The sequence below is a fragment of the Streptomyces sp. NPDC001393 genome, from assembly GCF_053597455.1.
The window spans coordinates 37,410-59,279 of sequence record NZ_JBSFIH010000029.1 but is presented as its reverse complement, the minus strand read 5'-3'; the positions used below and the strand labels follow the sequence as shown (position 1 = coordinate 59,279).

25 protein-coding genes are annotated in these 21,870 nt (G+C 70.7%); 10 read left to right on the top strand and 15 right to left on the bottom strand.

Features of this window, described 5'->3' with window-relative positions; all coding sequences use genetic code 11:
• Positions 1 to 63: 63 nt before the first annotated feature.
• The 4 genes from ACWC2T_RS27600 to ACWC2T_RS27585 all read right to left on the bottom strand — a co-directional run bounded on the left by ACWC2T_RS27600 (position 64) and on the right by ACWC2T_RS27585 (position 2,583).
• Complete coding sequence (locus ACWC2T_RS27600; RefSeq protein WP_450673051.1) at positions 64 to 468, bottom strand: PPOX class F420-dependent oxidoreductase; 405 nt, start codon at positions 466 to 468, stop codon at positions 64 to 66.
• An 86-nt stretch (positions 469 to 554) separates the two neighbouring features.
• Positions 555 to 1,052, bottom strand: coding sequence for a 2-C-methyl-D-erythritol 2,4-cyclodiphosphate synthase (gene ispF / locus ACWC2T_RS27595; protein WP_450673050.1), 498 nt, complete (start codon positions 1,050 to 1,052; stop codon positions 555 to 557).
• A complete protein-coding gene (gene ispD, locus ACWC2T_RS27590) occupies positions 1,042 to 1,794 on the bottom strand; it encodes a 2-C-methyl-D-erythritol 4-phosphate cytidylyltransferase (protein WP_450673049.1) in 753 nt (250 codons plus the stop codon). The genes ispF and ispD overlap by 11 nt, the downstream gene beginning before the upstream one ends.
• Before the next feature lie 306 nt (positions 1,795 to 2,100).
• Positions 2,101 to 2,583, bottom strand: coding sequence for a CarD family transcriptional regulator (locus ACWC2T_RS27585; RefSeq protein WP_003953493.1), 483 nt, complete (start codon positions 2,581 to 2,583; stop codon positions 2,101 to 2,103).
• A 627-nt stretch (positions 2,584 to 3,210) separates the two neighbouring features.
• On the opposite strand from ACWC2T_RS27585, the gene ACWC2T_RS27580 reads away from it, so the two are divergent.
• Positions 3,211 to 3,894, top strand: a complete 684-nt coding sequence (locus ACWC2T_RS27580) for a DUF461 domain-containing protein (RefSeq protein ID WP_450673048.1) — start codon at positions 3,211 to 3,213, stop codon at positions 3,892 to 3,894.
• Between the two features lie 127 nt (positions 3,895 to 4,021).
• Here ACWC2T_RS27580 and ACWC2T_RS27575 read toward each other — a convergent pair whose 3' ends face one another.
• Positions 4,022 to 4,702, bottom strand: a complete 681-nt coding sequence (locus tag ACWC2T_RS27575) for a response regulator transcription factor (RefSeq protein WP_076087010.1) — start codon at positions 4,700 to 4,702, stop codon at positions 4,022 to 4,024.
• Positions 4,699 to 5,958 carry a sensor histidine kinase gene (locus tag ACWC2T_RS27570; RefSeq protein WP_450673047.1) on the bottom strand — a complete coding sequence of 420 codons (1,260 nt, stop codon included), beginning with the start codon at positions 5,956 to 5,958 and terminating at the stop codon, positions 4,699 to 4,701. Before ACWC2T_RS27570 ends, ACWC2T_RS27575 begins: the two co-directional genes overlap by 4 nt.
• Before the next feature lie 180 nt (positions 5,959 to 6,138).
• On the opposite strand from ACWC2T_RS27570, the gene phoU reads away from it, so the two are divergent.
• The 4 genes from phoU to ACWC2T_RS27550 all read left to right on the top strand — a co-directional run bounded on the left by phoU (position 6,139) and on the right by ACWC2T_RS27550 (position 8,779).
• The gene (gene phoU / locus ACWC2T_RS27565) at positions 6,139 to 6,828 is read left to right on the top strand and encodes a phosphate signaling complex protein PhoU (protein WP_153543386.1); all 690 of its coding nucleotides are present in this window, start codon (positions 6,139 to 6,141) and stop codon (positions 6,826 to 6,828) included.
• Positions 6,829 to 7,151: 323 nt separating this feature from the next.
• Complete coding sequence (locus ACWC2T_RS27560; RefSeq protein ID WP_351213795.1) at positions 7,152 to 7,307, top strand: hypothetical protein; 156 nt, start codon at positions 7,152 to 7,154, stop codon at positions 7,305 to 7,307.
• A gap of 136 nt (positions 7,308 to 7,443) precedes the next feature.
• Entirely contained in the window at positions 7,444 to 8,076 is a 633-nt protein-coding gene (locus tag ACWC2T_RS27555) for a LuxR C-terminal-related transcriptional regulator (protein WP_450673046.1), read from the top strand.
• A gap of 100 nt (positions 8,077 to 8,176) precedes the next feature.
• On the top strand, positions 8,177 to 8,779 hold the full coding sequence (locus ACWC2T_RS27550; RefSeq protein WP_450673045.1) for a hypothetical protein: 603 nt from the start codon (positions 8,177 to 8,179) through the stop codon (positions 8,777 to 8,779).
• A gap of 63 nt (positions 8,780 to 8,842) precedes the next feature.
• Here ACWC2T_RS27550 and ACWC2T_RS27545 read toward each other — a convergent pair whose 3' ends face one another.
• The 3 genes from ACWC2T_RS27545 to ACWC2T_RS27535 all read right to left on the bottom strand — a co-directional run bounded on the left by ACWC2T_RS27545 (position 8,843) and on the right by ACWC2T_RS27535 (position 11,423).
• On the bottom strand, positions 8,843 to 9,709 hold the full coding sequence (locus ACWC2T_RS27545; protein WP_450673044.1) for a tetratricopeptide repeat protein: 867 nt from the start codon (positions 9,707 to 9,709) through the stop codon (positions 8,843 to 8,845).
• A gap of 60 nt (positions 9,710 to 9,769) precedes the next feature.
• Positions 9,770 to 10,333 (bottom strand): hypothetical protein, encoded by a 564-nt coding sequence (locus ACWC2T_RS27540; protein WP_450673043.1) that lies wholly within the window; start codon positions 10,331 to 10,333, stop codon positions 9,770 to 9,772.
• Between the two features lie 328 nt (positions 10,334 to 10,661).
• Positions 10,662 to 11,423, bottom strand: coding sequence for a phosphoglyceromutase (locus ACWC2T_RS27535; protein WP_351213773.1), 762 nt, complete (start codon positions 11,421 to 11,423; stop codon positions 10,662 to 10,664).
• Positions 11,424 to 11,573: 150 nt separating this feature from the next.
• On the opposite strand from ACWC2T_RS27535, the gene ACWC2T_RS27530 reads away from it, so the two are divergent.
• Complete coding sequence (locus ACWC2T_RS27530; RefSeq protein ID WP_450673042.1) at positions 11,574 to 12,827, top strand: MDR family MFS transporter; 1,254 nt, start codon at positions 11,574 to 11,576, stop codon at positions 12,825 to 12,827.
• A 152-nt stretch (positions 12,828 to 12,979) separates the two neighbouring features.
• Here ACWC2T_RS27530 and ACWC2T_RS27525 read toward each other — a convergent pair whose 3' ends face one another.
• Both ACWC2T_RS27525 and ACWC2T_RS27520 read right to left on the bottom strand, forming a co-directional pair.
• Positions 12,980 to 13,228, bottom strand: a complete 249-nt coding sequence (locus ACWC2T_RS27525) for a hypothetical protein (protein ID WP_450673041.1) — start codon at positions 13,226 to 13,228, stop codon at positions 12,980 to 12,982.
• Between the two features lie 207 nt (positions 13,229 to 13,435).
• Positions 13,436 to 13,645 carry a hypothetical protein gene (locus tag ACWC2T_RS27520; protein WP_450673040.1) on the bottom strand — a complete coding sequence of 70 codons (210 nt, stop codon included), beginning with the start codon at positions 13,643 to 13,645 and terminating at the stop codon, positions 13,436 to 13,438.
• Between the two features lie 539 nt (positions 13,646 to 14,184).
• Between ACWC2T_RS27520 and ACWC2T_RS27515 the strand changes: the two genes are divergently transcribed.
• The gene (locus ACWC2T_RS27515) at positions 14,185 to 14,658 is read left to right on the top strand and encodes a carboxymuconolactone decarboxylase family protein (protein WP_450673039.1); all 474 of its coding nucleotides are present in this window, start codon (positions 14,185 to 14,187) and stop codon (positions 14,656 to 14,658) included.
• 15 nt (positions 14,659 to 14,673) lie between these two features.
• Here ACWC2T_RS27515 and ACWC2T_RS27510 read toward each other — a convergent pair whose 3' ends face one another.
• Positions 14,674 to 15,099 (bottom strand): DUF2000 family protein, encoded by a 426-nt coding sequence (locus ACWC2T_RS27510; protein ID WP_450673038.1) that lies wholly within the window; start codon positions 15,097 to 15,099, stop codon positions 14,674 to 14,676.
• 58 nt (positions 15,100 to 15,157) lie between these two features.
• Here ACWC2T_RS27510 and ACWC2T_RS27505 point away from each other — a divergent pair, with 58 nt between their 5' ends.
• Positions 15,158 to 15,958 (top strand): AraC family transcriptional regulator, encoded by an 801-nt coding sequence (locus tag ACWC2T_RS27505; protein ID WP_450673037.1) that lies wholly within the window; start codon positions 15,158 to 15,160, stop codon positions 15,956 to 15,958.
• On the opposite strand, the gene ACWC2T_RS27500 is transcribed toward ACWC2T_RS27505, so the two are convergent.
• The 3 genes from ACWC2T_RS27500 to mshA form a co-directional block, all read right to left on the bottom strand.
• Positions 15,937 to 17,583, bottom strand: a complete 1,647-nt coding sequence (locus tag ACWC2T_RS27500; protein ID WP_450673036.1) for a glycosyl hydrolase family 28-related protein — start codon at positions 17,581 to 17,583, stop codon at positions 15,937 to 15,939. The genes ACWC2T_RS27505 and ACWC2T_RS27500 overlap by 22 nt on opposite strands.
• A gap of 104 nt (positions 17,584 to 17,687) precedes the next feature.
• Positions 17,688 to 18,191, bottom strand: a complete 504-nt coding sequence (locus tag ACWC2T_RS27495) for a YbjN domain-containing protein (RefSeq protein ID WP_450673035.1) — start codon at positions 18,189 to 18,191, stop codon at positions 17,688 to 17,690.
• A complete protein-coding gene (mshA, locus tag ACWC2T_RS27490; RefSeq protein WP_450673034.1) occupies positions 18,184 to 19,521 on the bottom strand; it encodes a D-inositol-3-phosphate glycosyltransferase in 1,338 nt (445 codons plus the stop codon). Before mshA ends, ACWC2T_RS27495 begins: the two co-directional genes overlap by 8 nt.
• Before the next feature lie 194 nt (positions 19,522 to 19,715).
• On the opposite strand from mshA, the gene ACWC2T_RS27485 reads away from it, so the two are divergent.
• Both ACWC2T_RS27485 and ACWC2T_RS27480 read left to right on the top strand, forming a co-directional pair.
• Positions 19,716 to 20,528, top strand: a complete 813-nt coding sequence (locus ACWC2T_RS27485; protein ID WP_450673033.1) for a class I SAM-dependent methyltransferase — start codon at positions 19,716 to 19,718, stop codon at positions 20,526 to 20,528.
• Positions 20,529 to 20,762: 234 nt separating this feature from the next.
• Positions 20,763 to 21,854, top strand: coding sequence for a C40 family peptidase (locus ACWC2T_RS27480; RefSeq protein WP_450673032.1), 1,092 nt, complete (start codon positions 20,763 to 20,765; stop codon positions 21,852 to 21,854).
• Positions 21,855 to 21,870 lie beyond the last annotated feature (16 nt).

The window sequence follows — 21,870 nt, the reverse complement described above, 5'->3', positions numbered from 1 at the left end:
ACACCACACACCCAGCCCAGCCCACCAACCCCAACCACCCGGACCACACCGGACGACGCGCTCTCAGAACATCCCGACGACCCTCTCCGGGGTGACCCTCACGATCACACGGTCGGCGTCGTTGACCGAGGCGGGGTTGAACTCCGCGTACTGCTTGCCGGTGTACTTCAGGGACAGTTCGTCGATCAGTTCCTTGGCGCCCTGCGTGCCGAGCTCCGCGGTGCCCCGGATCTCGGCGTAGACGTACGGCATCTCGGGGTCCTGGACGACGACGCTGACCCGGGGGTCGCGGTCGAGGTTCTTCTTCTTGCGGCGGTCGACGGTCGTGGAGAACAGGATCTGGTCACCGTCCCGCTTCACCCACACCGGGGACATCTGCGGGCGGCCGTCGGGCTGGATCGTGCCGACCACGATGAATACGGGACCGTCGAGCAGGGACTTGAGCCGGTCGGGCAGGGTGGCGGGCATGGGTGCCTCCTTAAGTCGGCGGTGACTCTCCGGGTACCCTCGCACGCTCTCCGCTCACCCGCACCACGGGAATCCCCGCGCCGGACTCAGGCGGTACGGACCACCAGCGCCGTCGCGATCGCCATCAGGCCCTCCTCCCGGCCCGGGAAGCCGAGGCCGTCCGTCGTGGCGCCGGAGACGGAGACGGGCGCGCCGACCGCCTCGGAGAGGATCTTCTGGGCCTCGTCCCGGCGCTTGCCGATCTTCGGGCGGGGGCCGACCACCTGGACGGCGATGTTGCCGATGGTGAAGCCGGCCTCGCGGACGATCCGGGCCGCCTCCGTCAGGAGCGTCACGCCCGAGGCGCCGGACCACTCGGGGCGGCCGGTGCCGAAGTGCCGGCCCAGGTCACCGAGGCCCGCGGCGGAGAAGAGGGCGTTGCAGGCGGCGTGGGCGACGACGTCCGCGTCGGAGTGGCCGGCCAGGCCGGTCCCCTCGCCCTCCCATTTCAGGCCCGCGCACCACAGCTCGCGGCCCTCCTCGAAGGCGTGGATGTCGGTGCCGATGCCCACCTGGGGGAGGATCAGCGGCTGCTCAGAAGCCATCGTTCAGCCTCCTGCGGGCCAGGACCGCCTCGGCGAGGACCAGGTCGAGGGGGCGGGTGACCTTGAAGGCCTCCTCGTGCCCGGCGACGGTCACGACGGGCAGGCCTAGCTGTTCGACCATGCTCGCGTCGTCCGTGACGTCGTCGCTGACGGTCTCGTGGGCGCGGATCAGGGTCGCCCGGTCGAAGCCCTGGGGCGTCTGGACGGCGCGCAGGCGGGCGCGCTCCGGGGTGGCCACCACCGGCTCCGGGTCGCCGGGGGCGGCCGCGGGCTCGACCTCCTTGACGGTGTCGGCGAGCCCGATCGCGGGGACGACGGCGGGGGCGCCCGCGCGTACGGCCTCGATGACGGCGTCGACCGTGTCGACCGGGACGAGCGGGCGGGCCGCGTCGTGGACGAGGACGATGCCGTACTCGGGGGGAAGCGCGCCGAGGCCGAGACCGACCGATTCCTGGCGGCTGTCCCCGCCGGGGACGACCAGGAAGTCGGTGCGCTCGGGCAGGGCGTGCGCGTCGAGCAGGGACTTGACCTCGGCGGCGCCGTCCGGCGGGGCGACGACGATCACCAGGGAGACATGGCGGGACGCGGCGAGCGCGCGGACCGCGTGGATGAGCATGGGCGTGCCGTTCAGCGCGCGGAGTGCCTTGGGGGCGCCCGGACCGAGGCGCACGCCCCGGCCGGCGGCGGGAATCACGGCGGCGACGGGGGTCAGCGCGGGCGAAGGGCGCGATTCGTCAGACATCGGTTCCTGTCAGGTTTGTGTGCTCGACCTAGGTGGGTATGGCCTGGAGGAGTGCCGGGCGCGACGCCTTGACCGGACCCTTTCCGTGACCCTGGTCGAGCCATCCGCCCGGGCCCGGCACATCAAGTATCGGGGGGCCGATCCACCGGTTTCACCGAGGAACACCCTTTGCGGGGCCCTGCGGGTATGCGGGTATGAACATGCCGCAGCGCCCGGCGACATGGTCCGTGTCATCGGGCACCGCGGCATTTCACTGTGCTGAACGTGCTGAGCGTGTCGGAAGCGAGGGTTCGCCGCCGTGGCGCGTCAGGAGGCGAGCACCTCGTCGAGCAGGGCCTCGGCCTTGTCCTCGTTCGTGTTCTCCGCGAGAGCCAGCTCGCTCACCAGGATCTGGCGGGCCTTGGCGAGCATGCGCTTCTCACCGGCGGAGAGCCCTCGCTCGCGCTCGCGACGCCACAGGTCACGCACGACTTCCGCGACCTTGATGACATCGCCGGAGGCGAGCTTCTCCAGGTTTGCCTTGTAACGACGCGACCAGTTCGTGGGCTCCTCGGCGTACGGCGCGCGCAGCACCTCGAAGACCCGGTCCAGCCCGTCCTGACCGACCACATCACGCACGCCCACGAACTCAGCATTGTCCGCTGGCACACGTACCGTCAGGTCACCCTGGGCGACCTTCAGCACCAAGTAGGTCTTGTCCACGCCTTTGATCTGGCGAGTTTCGATGGCCTCGATCAGCGCGGCCCCGTGATGGGGATAGACCACGGTGTCGCCAACCTTGAACGTCATGTGACAGGTACCCCTTCCGTGGCTATCCAGGGTAACACGGATACGGCGTCTTCTGAATGGCGTTTTCGCAGGTCAGGGCATATCTCGGGGCTTGACAACTGCGACAGGAACGTGCTGCGAGGGGCCCGCGGAAGCGGGAATTCGCAGGTCGGAGGGGCTCTTCGGGCGGGGTGAAACGCGTACGTTACACACTCCGCGAGCCGTCTCCAAGTGGATGAACGTCCCGATTTGTCCGCCTCCAAGCGTACGACTTCCGCTACTCCGTTCGGTGTGCCGGGACCGATCCGGGCCGATTCCGGAATTGATCAACGGCTGCCGGGAGGGGTGTCGCGTGATCAATATCGAGGCGGTCATCGGGAGGTCGCCGAGAGGGTCGCGCATTCCTTCACGGAAATTTTGCGAGCGCTTATGTGAATGGCGGACGAGCGCCCGGCAAAGTGACCGGAGAGTCACATGTGACAGGAGTGACGAAGGGCGAGCGGTACCCCCAGCCGGAGGGAAGCAGGGCGCTTGGGGAGGGTCGGGTGCGATGGCCCAGGAACGGCTCGGTAACCTAAGGCCGCTGACAGACACTTAGGGTGGCTTTATAAGGGGAGCCGCCCGCGCGTTCAAGGAGTTGCCGCCGCCGTGAGCAGCAGCCTTCGACGCGGCGCCCTCGCCGCCTCCGCCATCGTCTTCTCGATCGCCTCGCTCGCCGCCTGTGGTGCCGGCAACGGTTCGCAGACCCTGGAGGTCAAGCCGGACAACGCGGCGACCACGGTTGGCAACATCAAGGTCCAGAACGCCCTGGTCATCACCCAGCCCGACCTGAAGTCGACGGGTCCGGCGGTGGTCTCCGCGACCCTGTTCAACCAGGGCAGCACGGACGAGACGCTGCAGTCGATCACCATCCAGGGCAGCACCGAGACCGTGAAGCTGACCCCGGCCAAGGGCGGCAGCCTGACCGTCCCGGCGCACGGCTCCCTGATCCTCGGCGGCCAGGGCAACGGCTCCGCCGAGATCCCCAGCGGCCGCGCGTCCGTCCAGGACGGCAACGCCCAGCCGATCACCTTCACCTTCAGCAAGACCGGTGCCGTGAGCCTGCGCGCCTTCGTAGTGCCGGCCACCAGCTACTTCGACAAGTGGGGCCCGAGCCAGATCCCGTCCGTCCCGGCGACGACCTCCCCGGCCCCGGGCGCCACCGCCTCCGGCAGCGCCAAGCCGCACAAGCACGGCAAGGCCAGCCCGTCGGCGACCGCGAGCAACACCGCGACGACCGGCACGGGCGCGACCCCGGGCAACTCCGCCTCCCCGTCGACCGCCGGCCACTGAGCACGAGCCGCTGAGCCGCCGCACGCACGAGGGCGGCACCCCAGCAGGGGGGTGCCGCCCTTCGTCGTACGGCCGGTGGACCGCTGCGTACGACTACGCCTCCGCGTACGGCTTACGGCTTTGCGGCTTACGGCTCGAACTTGTAGCCCAGACCTCGCACCGTCACCAGGTAACGCGGGGCGCCCGGGTCCGGTTCGATCTTGGCGCGGAGGCGCTTGACGTGGACGTCGAGGGTCTTGGTGTCGCCCACGTAGTCGGCGCCCCAGACGCGGTCGATCAGCTGCATGCGGGTCAGGACGCGGCCCGCGTTGCGCAGGAGCATCTCCAGCAGGTCGAACTCCTTCAGGGGGAGGTCGACCTTGGAGCCGGAGACGGTGACCACGTGGCGGTCGACGTCCATGCGGACCGGGCCCGCCTCCAGCGCGGCCGGGGCGACCTCCTCCGGCTCGCCGCGGCGGCGCAGCACCGCGCGGATGCGGGCGACCAGCTCGCGGGAGGAGAAGGGCTTGGTGACGTAGTCGTCGGCTCCTATCTCCAGGCCGACGACCTTGTCGATCTCGCTGTCCTTGGCCGTCACCATGATCACGGGGACGTTGGAGCGGCCGCGCAGCTGGCGGCACACCTCCGTGCCGGGCAGCCCCGGCAGCATCAGGTCGAGGAGGACGAGGTCGGCGCCGTTGCGCTCGAACTCGTCGAGTCCGTCGGGGCCGGTCGCCGCCACGGCGACCTCGAAGCCCTCCTTGCGGAGCATGTACGACAGGGCGTCGGAGAAGGACTCCTCGTCCTCGACGACGAGCACTCGGGTCACGGAAGGACCTCCGGGGCGGGAAGCGGTTCGTACGGGGATGACTCGGGGGCGCCGCCGTCCTCGTCTTCTTCGTCGAGGTCGGGGTGCTGTTGTGCACGGTCGCGGGCCGCACCCGCCTCCGGCAGCCTGAGGGTGAACGTGGAGCCCTGGCCTTCGGCGCTCCACACCGTGACCTCCCCGCCGTGCGAGGCGACCACGTGCTTGACGATCGCGAGACCCAGACCGGTGCCGCCGGTGGCCCGCGAGCGGGCCGGGTCCACGCGGTAGAAGCGCTCGAAGATGCGCTCCTTGTCCTTGTCGGAGATGCCGATGCCCTGGTCCGTCACGGCGAGCTCGATCATGTCGCCACCGGGTGCGTTGACCCGGCGGGCGGCGATGCCGACGCGGGTGCGGGCCGGGGAGTAGTTCACGGCGTTCTCGACCAGGTTGCCGAGGGCCGCCGCGAGCTGGCCGCGGTTGCCCCAGACGTGCAGGTCGGCGGTGCCGCCCGCGGCCATGGTGATCTGCTTGGTGCCGGCCTGGTGGCGGCAGCGGTCCATGGCCTCGGCGACCAGCTCGTCCACGCGGACGGGCTCGGCGTCCTCCAGCGGGTCGTCGTTCTGCACCCGGGAGAGGTCGATCAGCTCCTGGACCAGGTTGGTCAGCCGGGTCGCCTCGATCTGCATGCGGCCCGCGAAGCGCTGCACGGCCTCGGGGTCGTCGGAGGCGTCCATGACCGCCTCGGACAGGAGGGAGAGCGCACCGACGGGCGTCTTCAGCTCATGGCTGACGTTCGCCACGAAGTCGCGTCGTACGGCCTCGATCCTCCTGGCCTCGGTCAGGTCCTCGACCAGCAGCAGGACCAGGCGGGAGCCGAGCGGGGCCACGCGCGCGGAGACGGCGAGGGCCTCGCCGCGTCCGGTGCCGCGCCGGGGCAGGTCCAGCTCGACCTGCCGTATCTCTCCGTCGCGTCTGGTGTCCCGGGCCATCTGCAGCATGGGCTCGATGGCGAGCTTGCCGCCGCGGACCAGCCCGAGGGCGTAGGCGGCGGAGCTGGCCTTGACCACGGCGTCTGCCTCGTCGAGGACGACGGCCGAGGAACGGAGCACGGACAGTACGGTGTCCACGCCCGGCGGGAGTACGGGATCGGTGTGCAAAGAAGTCCTGGTAGGTCGCTTCTGGTCGCGTTCGCTCCAACGGAACGCCAGCATGGCGATGACACCGGTGAGCACCCCGGCGATCGCTGCCGCTGCGGCGACCGCCGCGTTCACGTCCATGCATCCAGGTTAAGCAGGGCCTACGACATGACCACAGCCGTCGAGGTGGGACCTCGGACACTCGTCGCCCAGAGTTCACCTTGGAGCCAGTGTTGGTTCATTTGGGGTGGCGGAAACGGACGCGTGCGGGGCAGAACGTGGGAGCGTGGGGACCAAGCACACCTATGAGAGGGAACCCTGATGCGGGACGCGTACCACGAGGAACTTGACTCGATCGGCGACGGTCTGGTGGAGATGGCCCGGCTGGTCGGGTCGGCGATCGGGCGCGCCACGACCGCCATGCTGGACGCCGACCTCAAGCTGGCCGAGAGCGTGATCGAGGCCGACCAGAAGGTCGACGAGCTCCAGCACGACCTGGAGGCCCGGGCCATAGCCCTGCTCGCCCGGCAGCAGCCGGTGGCGACCGACCTGCGGATCGTCGTCACCTCGCTGCGCATGTCCGCCGACCTGGAGCGGTCCGGCGACCTCGCCCAGCACGTGGCGAAGCTGGCCCGGCTGCGCTTCCCCGAGCGCGCGGTGCCGCGCGACCTGCACGCCACGATCCTGGAGATGGGCCAGCTCGCGCAGCGCCTGATGGCGAAGGCGGCCGAGGTGATCATCACCAAGGACGTCGACCTCGCGCTGCAGCTGGAGCAGGACGACGACGAGATGGACCTGCTGCACCGCACGCTGTTCCAGCACCTGATCGACGAGCGCTGGAAGCACGGCATCGAGACGGCGGTGGACGTCACCCTGCTGGGCCGGTACTACGAGCGGTACGCCGACCACGCCGTGGCCGTCGCCAAGCGCGTCGTCTACCTGGTCACGGGCGAGCACGCGGACGAGCTCCAGCCGGATATCCAGCCGGTGACCGGGGTCGAGGGCGCGTAACCCTCCGGGGCGCGCGGGCGGGTTTCGCCGAGCCTCGGCTCCAGGGCTGCTCCGGCGCCGGCGCCGGGCGGGGTCCCGGTCGCTCGCCGGCGTCTGCCGGCCCCCACCGGGTGCCACTGAGGGGCGGCCCTCGCGCGGCCGCCCGCGGTGCTTGCAGAGGCTTGCCAGGTGGTGTCGGGGCTTGCCAGTCGTGTCGGGGCTTGCGCAGGGGCTGCAGGGTGGTTTCGGGGGCGCGTGGGCGCCTCCGTGCGCCGTTGATGCGCCCAGGCATCCGGGCATGAAATAGGCGAGGGCACCCCTGCCCCAGCGTCTAGGAGGGACCCATGGCCGAATCCCCCAGCACCACGCCCGACCCCACGCAGGAGCGCGAGAGCGACCAGCCCGCCGAGACCAGGAGCCTTCCGTTGATCGGCGCGTGCGGCTGCGGCTCCGGCTGCGGTTGCGGGTGCCAGTCGGGCGCCCCCTGCCAGTGCGGCTGAGGAGCCGTACGACGTCGTAGGGCCGGTGTGGACGCGATTCACACCGGCCTTTCACATCGGCCTTTCACATCGGCGGCCTCCGGTTGGTCCAGTCCGGCGGGCGGGGCCGGTCCCGGCCCGGGATGCTGGGAGGACTATGGCCCGAGAACCAACGCATGTGGCGGTCGTCTCCGACTGCCCCCTCCTCCTGCACGGCCTGATCCGCGTCGTCGACAGCGCGCCGGAGCTGCAGCGGCTGCTCTCGGCGGGCAGGAACGGCGCGGCGCCGCACGAGGTCGGCGAGGCGGACGTGGTCCTGCTCAATCTGCGCGTCCCGGTCCGTGAGGTCTGCGACCTGGTGGCCCGGCTGCACCGGAAAGGCCGCCGGGTGGTCGTGCTGTCGGCCGCCGCGACGCAGACCGACCTCGTGCTGCTGATCGAGGCCGGGGCCCGGGGATATGTGAATCAGTGGGCGGGCGAGAAGGAGCTGCTGACCGCGCTGCGTACCGTCGCCTCCGGCCGCAGCTATTTCTCCACCAGCTTTTTCGGCGACCTCGATGTGCACAAGAATCCGCCCCGTATCACCGACCGGGAACAGCAGATTCTCCGACTCGTCGCGAACGGTGCCACGGACCGCGAAATCGCCGCCGAATTGAATATCAGCCAGCACACCGTGCATTCCCATCTGGACCGGCTGAGCAGCAAGACCGGGTACCGCCGCCGGGCCGATCTCACGCGTCTCGCGCTCAGGCGGGGAATGGCGGCCGTGGAGCCCGCCGAGGAGGGGTAGTTCTCCCCACACCGGCTGGGTGATTCTGCCTCTGGAGCTTCCGCGGACCGGCAGCGATCCTCGAGTACGTCCGTGTGAAACGACACCAGGGTTTGGGACTATGGACAACAAACTCAGGAAGATCTGTGTCGCGGCGACGGCCTCCTCCTGCCTGGCGGCCGGTGCCTGGGGCATTTCGACAACCGACGCCGGTGCGACGTCGAAGGCACCCTCTCCCGCGCCCACGGCCAAGGTCATCAAGTGCTACCGGACGCAAAAGAATCCGAAGAAGATCGTCTGCTACCAGGTCAAGAAGCGGCACGAGCACCACAACGGCCGCGACGTCATCGTGATCATCCTGGTGGAGGTTCCCACACCGAAGAATCCCCCGGCCGTCATCGTCGTACCGTCGCTGCCGAAGCCGATCACGACGTCGCCGGCACCGACCACGACCTCCCCGAAGCCGACCCCGACCCCACCCACGACGAGCCCCACGACGAGCCCCACCACAAGCCCGACCACCGGGGCGCCGACCACCGCACCGACCACCGGTGGTGCGACCACCAGCCCGCCGAGCACCGGGTCGCCGACCGGCGGCGCCACGCAGACCGGAGCGCCCACCGCAACCGAGACCGGAGGCGCGAACACCGGAGCGCCCACCGCACCGGGGACCGGTGGCGCCACCACCGGAGGCGGCGAGACCGTGACACCGACCAGCAGCTGAGCACCCAAGCAAAATGCCCCTGACCTGCGCCGAAAAACGCAGGTCAGGGACATGATCGCGGGCTCAACCAAACAGCTCCAGTCCATTCCAGCTGCGTTCGCCGCCCGCCGCCCACGCATCCAGTAGCCGCCGGGCCTCGGTCTCAGGGGCGGCCAGCCAGACAGTCTGTGAGCCGCCGTGTGTCGGCACGCCGGCCTCATCCCAGTCGATCCGGCCCTCGCTGCAGCATGCGCACAGCATGTGGAAGCTGCTCGCCGGCTCGGCGCCGAAGTCCTGCGCGAAGAATGAAGCCACCAAGGCATCGACGTCGGATGCATCCGCTGCGTTTACGGTCGCATGCAGCGTCGGCAGCGAAGAGGGCTCGAAGAGCAGCAATTCGTCGAAGACAGCAACGCTCTGGCCGTTGTACGTCCGCTCGCCAGTCGGCTCCCCATCGTGCACGACGATCTCGCCGAAGCGACGGCCTTTCGTGGCAGGGACGTTCATCACGCGTCCTCGCGTCGGGCAGAGTCGCTGGATCCAGACCACCTCGCGCTCGCCACCCGTGTCCAGTCGCACGCACGCCGGGCCAAAGGCGCCGTTGATCTCCCCCTCGCCCGCCGGCATCGGGATCCCGAAGCCCTCCCAAGCGTCACGGGCGGTCGCCCAGTCACGCTGGATTGTTGCAGCGACCCCCAGGTTCCAGAACGCCGGGTCCTGCTCGCCACGCGGCGAGCGGGCGGCAGCCTCACGGCCGAGTTCGTAGGCCTTTGCCCAGTTACGCAGAAACTTGTACGCCAGTGCTGCGTCGTACCACCACGCCGCGCTGGGGCCCTCGTCCGGGTAGTGAGCAAGGATCTGCTCGTACAGCTCGGCGGAACGCAGCCACTCCTTCGCATCCCACATCTCGCGAGCCCGTTCCAGCAGCAGCTTCGCCTCGGACTTCTCCACGCCCCTGCCCCTCCCTCCCCGACCTCTTCGTCCCGAAGCAACTCGGGTGAGCGCTCGGCACTACCGTGGTTCGTACGCCGTGGTCACCGGGATCGCTCCCAGCAACTGATGTCCGCACGTCTTCGCTCCCGCCATAAGGGTCCCCGGGTAGAAGCCCCGCGTGGCGCCCGACGGGTAGTCGACGGTCATCTCCAACTTGCGGGTGGTGTTGCCGGGAAGGTTGCCGAGGACGGCATCACCGCCCACCCACAGTGCGGTAGACGCCTTCGTCGCCGGATACCAGGTCATGATCATGTGGTGCCACGACCCGCCGTTGTACTTCCACCAGACGGTTGGTGCCGCGCCCTTGTGGCTGCTGGGCGCCGCCATCTCGTAGTCGAAGAGCACTCCCGACAGCGGCGCCGGCTTGGCGTTGCGCACGGTGGTGTAGGTGACCAGGTTCTGCCCGGCCTTCGTGGAGATCGGCTCATCGGACCCGTTGCCCGAACCGGTGATCTCGCCAAACGCACAGGTCGGCTTAACACTGAGGGATGCCGTCGGCGCGGCTTGAGCTGTGCCGGGCAGCAGGGCCACCACGCTCATTCCCGTCGCCGCAGCCGCGATTCCCCACCTGAAGAGCTTCACGAGTCCCCTCCCGCTTCGCGCCGTGCCATCACGAGCGCGAGCAGATCTTACGATCATTTCCAGCCGCGCCGGCACCCGTCGACCTGCGGCGGGGCGGTGTAGCAACCCTGCCGCGCGCGTGGCCAGTCCCCGCTGTTCCCCGTCGTTCCAGGACCGTCGGGGGCGCACTCCGGGGTCTGGGTGCCGCCCACATCGTCTGGGGCCTGGTCGTGCTGTGGGGCTCGTGCGCGTCAACAACGTTCGGACCGGAGGGGATCGGCCAGCGCTGCCCCGTGAAAATGCCCCTGAGCCGCGCCATCTGCGCAGCTCAGGGGCATGAACACGTAATCTACTTCTTCTTGCCCTGGTTCTTGACCGCCTCGATCGCCGCTGCGGCCGCCTCGGGGTCGAGGTATGTGCCGCCGGGGGTGACCGGCTTGAAGTCGGCGTCGAGTTCGTAGACGAGCGGGATGCCCGTCGGGATGTTCAGGCCCGCGATGTCGGCGTCGGAGATGCCGTCCAGGTGCTTGACCAGGGCGCGCAGCGAGTTGCCGTGGGCCGCGACCAGGACCGTGCGGCCGGCCAGGAGGTCGGGGACGATGCCGTCGTACCAGTAGGGGAGCATCCGGACGACGACGTCCTTCAGGCACTCCGTGTTGGGGCGCAGCTCCGGCGGGATGGTCGCGTAGCGGGCGTCGTGCGCCTGGGAGAACTCGGAGTCGTCCGCGAGCGGGGGCGGCGGGGTGTCGTAGGAGCGGCGCCAGAGCATGAACTGCTCCTCGCCGAACTCGGCCAGCGTGGCCGCCTTGTCCTTGCCCTGGAGGGCGCCGTAGTGGCGCTCGTTCAGGCGCCAGCTGCGGTGGACCGGGATCCAGTGGCGGTCCGCGGCCTCGAGGGCCAGCTGGGCCGTGCGGATCGCGCGCTTCTGGAGGGACGTGTGGACCACGTCGGGCAGGAGGTCGGCGTCCTTCAGGAGCTCGCCACCGCGGACTGCCTCCTTCTCGCCCTTCTCGTTGAGGTTGACGTCCACCCAGCCGGTGAACAGGTTCTTCGCGTTCCACTCGCTCTCGCCGTGGCGGAGGAGGATCAGCTTGTACGGTGCGTCGGCCATGGGACAGAGCGTAATCCACGCGTTCGGGGCGTCGCCCGGCCCGACCGGTGGGTGGACCGTTGACGGCGTCTGTTAATTGAGTGGCCGGCGAAAGACCCCATCTGTAAGTTGTGCTTGCCGTGCGAGCCACTTACCACTGGGGGTCCTGTCATGTTCGCCACCCGTCTCCGACGTGCCGCCCGGGAGAGCGTCTCCGGGCTACCCCGCGAGTTCTGGTGGCTGTGGACCAGCACCCTCGTCAACCGGCTCGGCGCGTTCGTGGCCACCTTCATGGCCCTCTACCTCACCCTCGACCGCGGCTACTCCGCCTCGTACGCCGGTCTCGTCGCCTCGCTGCACGGGCTGGGCGGGGTCGTCTCCTCGCTGGGGGGCGGGGTGATGGCCGACCGGCTCGGCAGGCGGCCGACGCTGCTCATCGCCCAGTCGGCGACGGCCGCCTCCGTCGCGGTGCTCGGCTTCATGACGAGCCCCGTCACCATCGCCGCCGTCGCCTTCCTCGTCGGCATGGCCTCCAACGCCTCCCGGCCCGCCGTACAGGCGATGATGGCCGACATCGTCCGGCCCGAGGACCGGCTGCGGGCGTTCTCGCTGAACTACTGGGCGATCAACCTCGGGTTCGCCGTCTCCTCCATGGCCGCCGGGTTCGTCGCCGAGTTCAGCTATCTCGCGGGCTTCCTCATCGAGGCCGGGATGACCCTGGCCTGCGCGCTCGTGGTCTTCCTCAAGGTGCCCGAATCCCGGCCGCCGGCGCAGGTGAAGGAGAAGGACGGCGCCGTCAGCCTCGGGACCGTGCTGCGGGACGGGCGGTACATGGCCGTCGTCGGGCTGTCCTTCCTGGTCGCCCTCGTCTTCCAGCAGGGGTCCGTGGGGCTGCCGGTGGCCATGGGACGGGCCGGGTTCTCGCCCGCCGACTACGGCCTCGCCATCGCCGTCAACGGCATCCTGATCGTCGCCCTGCAGATCCCGGTCACCCGGTTCATCGAGCACCGCGACCCGCGCACCCTGCTGGTCGCCTCCTCGCTGCTCGCCGGCTACGGCTTCGGGCTCACCGCGTTCGCCGGATCGGTCGGCGTCTTCATGGTCACCGTGTGCGTGTGGACCCTCGCCGAGATCGTCAACGCCCCGACCCAGACCGGACTCGTCGTCCGGCTGTCCCCCGTGCACGGACGCGGCCGCTACCAGGGCGTCTACACACTGTCCTGGTCCGTCGCCGGACTCGTCGCCCCGCTGATGTCCGGCGCGGTCATCGACCGGCTGGGCGCGGCGTGGCTGTGGGGCATGTGCGCCGCGGTGGGCACGGCCGCCGGGCTGGGGTACGGGCTGCTCATGCGCGGCCTGCCGAAGGAGAGCGTGGCGGCCCCGGCAGGGCAGCGGCAGCCGCGCGCGTCCGAGCAGGCCGCCTGAGCCGCCGGACACCAAGCCGCGCGGACATCGAGTCGCGTGGACACCGGGCCGCTGGGGCGTCCGCGCGCAGAGCACGATCACCGCGGGGAAGACCCCCGCCCCGCACCGCGGGCATCGCGATGCGGGGCGGGGAGGGAAGAACGGACCAGCGGTCAGCGGGAGTCGGCGCGATCGAAAATGCCCCCCACCTTGCCGAAGCCGGACGAGTCCTTGCCGAAGCCGGACGAGTCCTGGCCGGCGCCGGGTGAGGCGTGGGAGGAGTTCCCGAAAGCGCCTTGGGCGTTGCCCATGACGCTGCCCATCCCCATGTCGTCGTTGTCGTCGGCGAGGGCCTGGGCCGCGCCTCCCAGCAGAACGGTACCGGCGAGAGCGATGGCGGCCAGCACGGCAGGTGCACGCATAAGCGTCTCCTTCGGTCGGTTTGTGGTCGCCAGAGGTATGCCGCCGGCCCACGGACCGGAAGCGCCGACGTACGCACAAGCACCCGAATAGGCGCCGCACATGGCCCTACCCGCGTAAGGGCTTGGAGAAGACATGACCTAGCCCCCCACCTGGGACTTCTCCACCGGCAGGGGGCTGGGTACGGCGATCGGGGCGGTTCAGCGCCCTCAGAAGGCGAGGTCGATGCCGATCTGGTGGGACTGGCCGAGGGCGCCCAGCACCTGGCCCTGGACGGCGCCGAGCTGGGACAGCGCGTCGGCGGTGCTCAGGGTCGTGGAGTCGGCGGTGAGGCTGGCCTCGGGGCTCAGGCCACCGGAGACGGCGTCGAGCTCGGCGTCGGTGATCTCGAGGGTCTGGATCTGGTGAGCGGCGTTCATGGTGAAACTGCCCTTCGCATGGGTGGTCCACAAGGTCCAAGGGGAAGCGGCCCGCTGGGGACAGACGGTGGGCCGCCGACCGCAGGCGTGCGCCAGCCCTTTCAGGACACCTGGCGCGATCCCGGCGGTGCGAGCGATCAAACCACGGAGCGTGCGGGGCATCCAGTCAACCGCCGTTCACACCCCGTCAGTTGGCTGCCCCGGGTGACTCATCCGTGCGGGGACGGTCACGCGTTGGGGCCAGTTCCTCCACATGCCGGGCCGCACAGGCGCGGCACAGCTCTTGCCTGCGCCGCGCCGACCGGGACATCTCCACACCAACGGAACCCGCACCACCCGTGGTTGCGGACGCGGTGTGCAGATTCCGTTCACGGATGGATCCGCGGCCCGGGCAGCGCTCGTCCAGGCGGACGTCCGGGCGAGTCCACCCCGAGAGGCCGGTGACGTAGGTCACGCTCTGCCCCGTCACATCTCCCCGGCGGGATCCGTCAGGCAGGTGTAGCCGACGAAAAACCACACGGGAGCACCGGGAGCACACCATGGACGCTCGTCTGAACCTCTTCACCAACCCTGTCACCGGGAAGTTCTTCAAGTTCATCAACTCGGCGGGGAAGGTGGTCACCGACTCCCCCCTGCCGGCCGCGACGCAGGAGCTGGTGAAGATCCGGGCCAGCCAGATCAACGGGTGCGCGATGTGCACCGACATGCACACCAAGGACGCGGCCGCCGCCGGGGAGACGGCGCAGCGGCTGCACCTGGTCGCCACCTGGCGGGAGGCCAAGGTGTTCAGCGAGGCCGAGCGGGCCGCGCTGGAGCTGACCGAGCAGGGCACCCGCATCGCCGACGCGGCCGGCGGCGTCCCGGACGAGGTCTGGGCGAACGCCGCCAAGCACTACGACGAGGACCAGCTCGCCGCGCTCGTCGCGCTGATCGCCCTGATCAACGCGTACAACCGCGTCAACGTCATCGTCCAGCAGCCCGCCGGCGACTACCAGCCCGGCATGTTCGACTGACCGGCGGCACACCCCTCACGGGTGCATCCGCGCACCCTTGAGGACCTTGTCCACACCGGTCCGCGGGCCGTACACCGCCAGCCCCACCAGGTCCAGCTCCGCCGTCGGTACGGCCCGCACCGCCGCGCGGTTGTCGCGGTCGTTGCCCGTGGCGAACAGGTCCGAGGTGAAGACGGCACGGGGCAGGGCGCGGCTCAGCGCCCTGCCGTGGGCCGCCTTCAGGGTCTCCTTCGAGCCCTCGAAGACCAGCACCGGCTGGCGGAACATGGGGAGGTACGACACCCCGTCCGCATCCTCGTACGGCTCGCCGATCACCTCGGGAACCGTCGCGCCCAGGCCGCTGACCAGGAACGCGGTGACGTTGAGCCGCTGCCAGGGCTCCAGGTCCGCGCGCAGCAGCACGGCGATCTTCGTGTCGAAACGGATGGGTTCAGCGCTCATGGAACTCATGGAATGAGACTGCCGCCCGCCGTCCGGCGCGGTCTTGTACGTTCTTTGCGTGGCCGCCGACCAGCCCGAAGTCTCCGCCTGGCGCCCGCGCGTCCCGGGTGTCGTGGAGGTCTTCCACGCCCACTTCACCGAGTACGCCTACCCGATGCACGTCCACGACGCCTGGACGCTGCTCATCGTGGACGACGGGGCCGTACGGTACGACCTCGACCGGCACGAGCACGGCACCCCGCACGACACGGTCACCCTGCTCCCGCCGCACGTGCCGCACAACGGCTCCCCGGCCACCCCGGACGGCTTCCGCAAGCGGGTCGTCTACCTCGACAGCAGCCGTCTCGGCGAGGATCTCATCGGGCCCGCCGTCGACACGCCCGACCTGCGGGACCCGGTGCTGCGGCGGCGCGTCGGGCAGCTGCACTCCGCTCTCGCCCGGCCCGGTGACGAACTGGAGGCGGAGAGCAGGCTGGTCCTGGTCGGGGAGCGGCTGCACGGCCATCTGCGGCGACGGACCGACGCACCGGCGCATCGCCCGGATCCCGCTCTCGCCCGTTCGCTGCGCGAGCTGCTCGACGCCCGGGTGGTCGAGGGCGTCTCGCTGGCGCAGGCCGCGCGGCTGCTGCACGCCCATCCCGCCCATCTGGTGCGGGCGTTCAGCGGGGCCTACGGCATCGCCCCGCACCAGTACCTGATGTCCCGGCGGGTCGGGCGGGCGCGGCGGCTGCTGCTGGACGGGCTGGTGCCGGGCGAGGTGGCCCCGGCCACCGGGTTCTGCGACCAGGCCCATCTCACCCGGCACTTCAAGAAGCTGGTGGGAGTGACGCCCGGGCGTTACCGCAGCAGCTCGCGCTGAGCGTCGTACAGGTTGCGCGGGCGTACGGCGTCCGTGGTGCCGTACAGCTCCAGGCGGGAGTGCAGGTCTCCGGCGAAGTCGGGCACGTCGATCTGGTCGAACTCGGTCACCGTGTTCAGGCCGACGGTGGCCGAGTACGGCGCCAGGCCGTCGATCTTCATCAGGCCCGCGCGGCCGTTGGTGACCCGGATGTTCCAGTGGGTGAAGCGGGCGCCGAAGAGCGGGCCCGCGTTGGCGTCCCCGCCGTGGCGGCCGTTGTTGTTCACCGTGATGTCCGTGCGGACGTCGGCGAAGGGCAGGCCGCGGTGGCTGTCGAAGGTGCCCATCTCCATCCTGCCGCGCGACCAGACGTTGTACGAGGAGAGTCCTTCGACGTTGATGCCGTGCAGCTGGGTGTTGGGCGGGGCCGGGACCGTGCGCTGTGCGATGGTGAAGTCCTCGATCAGGTTGTCGTGGGAGCCCTCGCGGCAGAAGTACGGGTGGTGCGAACCGCGGCCGGTGACGCGCGTGCGGCGCAGGGTGCAGGCGGAGGCGGCGACCAGGCCGAAGCCATTGTCGACGTTCGTCACCGTGACGTCGTCCACCCAGCAGTCGTAGGCGCACTGCAGGACCACACCGTTGTAGCCCTTGTCGAGCAGGTGCGGGGACTGCGGGGTCTCGACCGCCTCCAGGGTCACCCCCTCGACCCCCGACCCGGTCAACTCGGGTACGTGGGTGGTCAGTTGCGGGTTCCACTCGGGGCGTACGTCGAGCGGGAGGGGGCGTTCGAGGGTGACCCGGCGGCCCCGGACGCGGGTGATGCGCACCGGCCACTCGTAGGGGACGTACGACAGCAGCTTGGTCTTGTCGTCCCAGGAGTACGACGCCGGTCCCGGGCCGCCGCCCGCCATGTGCTGGAGCAGGGTGTGCGCGGGGTCGTCGGCCAGGCGGAGGAGGACGAGGCGGCCGGGGTGCAGCCCGGCCGGATCGGCGACGGTGACCGTCCACGAGCCCTGCCGGGCCGGTTCCACCGCCGTCAGCGGCGTCCACTCGTCCCGCCTGTTGCCGGTCCAGCCCTCGAAGGGCCAGGCACGGGACCGGATCGCGGCCACCAGGGAGTCCCAACGCGCCCTCGGCGCCAGCCAGATCAGGCCGCCGGCCCAGGACCAGGCGGACTTGTCGCCGCCGTAACGGGAGCCGTAGGCGCCGATCAGTTCGGTGAGGGACTTCGTCGCGTACAGGGTCGTACGGCCGCTGCCTGCGCCGCGCAGGACGACGCCCGAGTCGCCGATGCGGATCAGGCCGTCGATGCGGAAGGTGCCGGGCGGGATGGTGACCGTGCCACCGCCGGCCCGTCCGGCGGCGGCGATGGCACGGTTGATCGCGGGGGCGCAGTCGGTGGTGCCGTCGGGTACGGCGCCGTACTCGGTGACGTCGGCGACGAACCGCCCGGGGCTTCGGGGGCCACATCCGGCCCGGCCTATGTACGGGATCTGCGGGTGGGTGAAGGGAGTGCGGACGAACTCCTTCCAGAGGGAGGGCACTTCGGTGCGTTCGGCCGCTGCCGCCCTGCCGGTCGCCGCGCCGAGCGCCACGGCCGTGGCCCCCGCCAGCAGGGTCCGTCTCGTGAGGTGCGTGCTGCTCATGTCCACCCGCCCCTTCATATTCATGTATATGAATGACGTTCAGGATTGCGTCGGCCGTGAGCATGCCACTGCCCCTGTCGGTGACGGAAGGGGTCGTACGGAAGTCAGTCCGCAGGGCGGTCGATCAGGTGCCTGAACGCGTCCAGGTTGCGCGTGGACTCGCCCCGGGACACGCGCCAGGCGTACTCCTTGCGGATGGAGGAGGCGAAGCCCAGCTCCAGGAGGGTGTTGAAGGCGCCGTCGGCCGCCTCCAGGACCTGGCCGAGGAGGCGGTCGATCTCGTCGGGAGTGACGGAGGCGAGGGGCAGGCGGGCGGTGACGTAGACGTCGCCGAGGCGGTCGACGGCGTAACTCACGCCGTACAGCTTGAGGTTGCGCTCCAGGAGCCAGCGGTGGACGCCCGCCTCGTTCTCGTCGGGGTGGCGGACGACGAAGGCGTTCAGGGAGAGGGAGTGACGGCCCACCAGGAAGGAGACGGTCGTGGTGAGCTTGCGGGTGCCGGGGAGCTTGACCACGTAGTTTCCGGGCTCGGGGCTCTCCCACTCCAGCTCGGCGTCCTTCAGGACGCCTTCCAGCACCTGCCCGACCGCCTTCTCGCCATCACCCATGGTGGGAGCGTACGCGACGGCGGTGGGAGTGGGTCGCGGCCGCGTAGACGTCCGCGGTCTCGGCGGCCGCCCGGTCCCAGCCGAAGGACTGCGCATGCCGGGCGGCCGCCTCGCCCATGCTCGCCGGCAGGGACGGCTCGTCGGCGAAACGGCGCAGCACGCGCGCGTAGTCGGCGGGACGGTGGCCGTGGACCAGGAAGCCGGTCTCGCCGTCGCGCACGGCCACCGGCAGTCCGCCGACCGAGGCCGCGAGCACCGGCGTGCCGGCCGCCTGCGCCTCTATCGCGACCAGCCCGAAGGACTCGCTGTAGGACGGCATGACCAGCACGGACGCGGCCCGGAACCAGTCCGCGAGCTGCTCCTGCCCGACGGGGGGACGGAAACGGACCACGTCCGCGATGCCCAGCCGCGCCGCCAGCTTCTGCAGCCCCTCCGGCTTGGCGAGCCCGCTGCCGCTCGGGCCGCCGACGACCGGGACGAGGATGCGGGAGCGGAGCTCGGGGCGCTCCTGAAGCAGCACCGCCACCGCGCGCAGCAGGATGTCCGGGGCCTTGAGGGGCTGGATGCGGCCCGCGAAGAGCGGGATCAGGGCGTCCTGGGGCAGGCCGAGGCGGGCGCGGGCGGCGGCGCGGCCGTCGCCGGGGCGGAAGCGGTCGAGGTTGACGCCCGGGTGGACGACGGCGACCTTCCCGGGATCGGCGGAGTAGTGCCGTACCAGCTCGTCGGCCTCCTCCGCCGTGTTGGCGATGAGCCGGTCGGCGGCGGCCACGATCTGGGTCTCGCCGATGACGCGGGCGGCGGGCTCCGGGGTGTCGCCGTCGGCCAGGTTGGCGTTCTTGACCTTGGCCATGGTGTGCATGGCGTGCACCAGGGGCACGCCCCAGCGCTGGGCGGCGAGCCAGCCGACGTGGCCGGAGAGCCAGTAGTGGGAGTGGACGAGGTCGTAGTAGCCGGGGCGGTGACCGGCCCAGGCCTGCATCACGCCGTGCGTGAACGCGCACAGCTGGGCCGGCAGGTCCTCCTTGGCGAGGCCCTCGTAGGGGCCGGCGTCGACGTGCCGGACGAGGACGCCGGGGGCCAGCTCGACCGTGGGCGCGAGGCCGCCCGCCGTGGCCCGGGTGAAGATCTCGACCTCGATGCCCAGCGCGGCCAGCCGCTGGGCCAGCTCCACGATGTAGACGTTCATCCCGCCGGCGTCGCCGGTGCCGGGCTGGTGGAGCGGGGAGGTGTGCACGGAGAGCATGGCGACGCGGCGGGGCCTGCGGTGCAGTCGTAGCCGTGAGGCGGCCGACGGGGAGCGTCGCCCGAGCCTGCTGACGTACTGGCTCACCTGGCGGTCCTCTCCTTGCAGCGGGCATGCCGGACGGAGGACCGGTCTCGCCCTCCGAGGGGTCCAACAGTTGCCGGGGGCGTGCCATTTCCCGATCACGGGGCTTTACTCAACCATTACCTGCGACCATCACCCACGATCGATCAACCGTTCGACGCCCGCTGTGGGGCGCGCCCCCGCTTACTCTCGTATGCATGACAGCCCGCGCACCGTCCCGACCCGTGGGAAATGTGACGCGCGGGACCACCAACCCCAACCGGCTCCGCCGCATGGACCGCTGGATAGCAGCGACCCACGGCGGCGAACTCCGGCGCGCCGGGGACCCCCTGGCCATCGACCTCGGCTACGGCGCCGCCCCCTGGACCGCCGTGGAACTGCTCGGCCGGCTGCGAACCGCCGCGCCGCGCGCCCGCGTCGTCGGCATCGAGATCGAACCCGAGCGGGTCGCGGCGGCGAAGACGTACGAGCGGGAGGGGCTGACCTTCCGGCACGGCGGCTTCGAGGTGCCGGTGCCGGGGCGGCCCCAGCTCATCCGGGCCGCCAATGTGCTGCGCCAGTACGACGAGGCCGAGGTCGCCGCCGTCTGGGCACGGCTGTGCGCGCGGCTCGCCCCGGCCGACGGCGGCTCGCGCGGCGGACTGCTGGTCGAGGGCACATGCGACGAGATCGGGCGGCGGCACGTCTGGGTGGCGCTCGGCCCGGAGGGCCCGCGGACCGTCACCTTCGCCACCCGGCTGGGCTCGCTGGAGCGGCCCTCCGACCTCGCCGAGCGGCTGCCGAAGGCGCTGATCCACCGGAACGTCCCCGGCGAACCGGTGCACGCCTTCCTGCGCGACTTCGACCGCGCCTGGGCCGCCGCGGCGCCCTACGCCTCCTACGGCGCCCGGCAGCGCTGGCTGCGCGCGGTGCGGGACCTGAGAGCCGACTGGCCGGTGGCGGACGGCCCGGCGCGCTGGCGGCAGGGTGAAGTGACGGTGACGTGGGCGGCATTGGCGCCCCGGAGCTGACAACACCCGTTCGGGGGCGGTGAGACGGAACGAACTCCGTGCGCCGTTCGTCACATGGGCGGGGAGATGGTCACGCCGGGGCGGATGCGGGGGGACTCCTCTGCGGGGGGAACTCCTCTGCCGGGGGGAACTCCTCACTGCGCCGCCTGCCTCTGTCGTTTTGTGGCGCAACGTGGCACCATCCCCCAGACATCGTAAGTTACTGACGGTAAATCAGCTTTGGGGGAATGTGTGATGGGCTGGGGCAAGCGCAGCATCCTCTCGGCCGCCGTGACCGTGGTCTGCGCGGTGACCGTGCTGGCAGCGCCCGGTACGGCCTTCGCCGCCCCGGCACCCACGCCGGGCACCTCCCCGTCTCCCACCCCGAGCACCTCCCCGACTCCCCCGCCGAGCAAGGATCTCGAGAAGGTTCGCGAGAAGCTCGACCAGCTCTACCACGCGGCGGCCGTCGCCACCGACGCCTACAACGCGGCCGAGGAGAAGGCGAAGCAGCAGTCCGCCCAGATCGTCGCGCTGGCCAAGAAGATCGACGAGGGGCAGCAGAGGCTCGCCAGGCTCCAGGACCAGGCGGGCGCGGCCGCCCGCGAGCAGTACCGCACCGGCGGCATCCCGCCCACCGCCCAGTTCCTGCTCAGCGACGACCCCGGGCAGGTCCTGGACGGGGCCGGGCTGGTGCTCCAGGGCCAGCGGGCGACGCGGTCGCTGATGAGCGAACTGACCAGTACGCAGCAGCAGTTGCAGGCGTACGCCGACGACGCCGCGGCGCAGTGGCAGAAGCTGGACGCCGAGCGCACGGCCAAGGCCGCCGCCCAGAGGAAGATCCAGCAGCAGATCTCCGCCGCCCAGAAGCTCGAGTCCGAGCTGGAGAAGAAGGACCGGGAGCGACTGGCGCAGCTGGAGGACCAGGCCGCGCTGAAGGCGCAGACGCAGTGGCTGGACACCGGCATCCTCAAGAGGATCCACGCAGCAGCGTCCGCGCAGGGCGAGAAGGCGGTCGCGTTCGCCACCGCCCAGCTCGGCAAGCCCTATGTGTGGGGCGCCGAGGGCCCCGCGTCCTACGACTGCTCCGGCCTGACCTCCCAGGCCTGGGCGGCGGCCGGCCACCCCATCCCGCGCACCTCGCAGGAGCAGTGGCAGCAGCTCAAGCACGTCGACATCAAGGACATGCGCCCCGGCGACCTCATCATCTACTTCGACGACGCCAGCCATGTCGCCATCTACGTCGGCGACGGCGCGATCATCCAGGCCCCGCGCCCCGGGCGGACCGTGACGGTCGCGGGCGCCGGTTCGATGCCGATCCTGGGGGTCGTACGACCGGACGCGTAGGCCTCCGGCGGGGGCA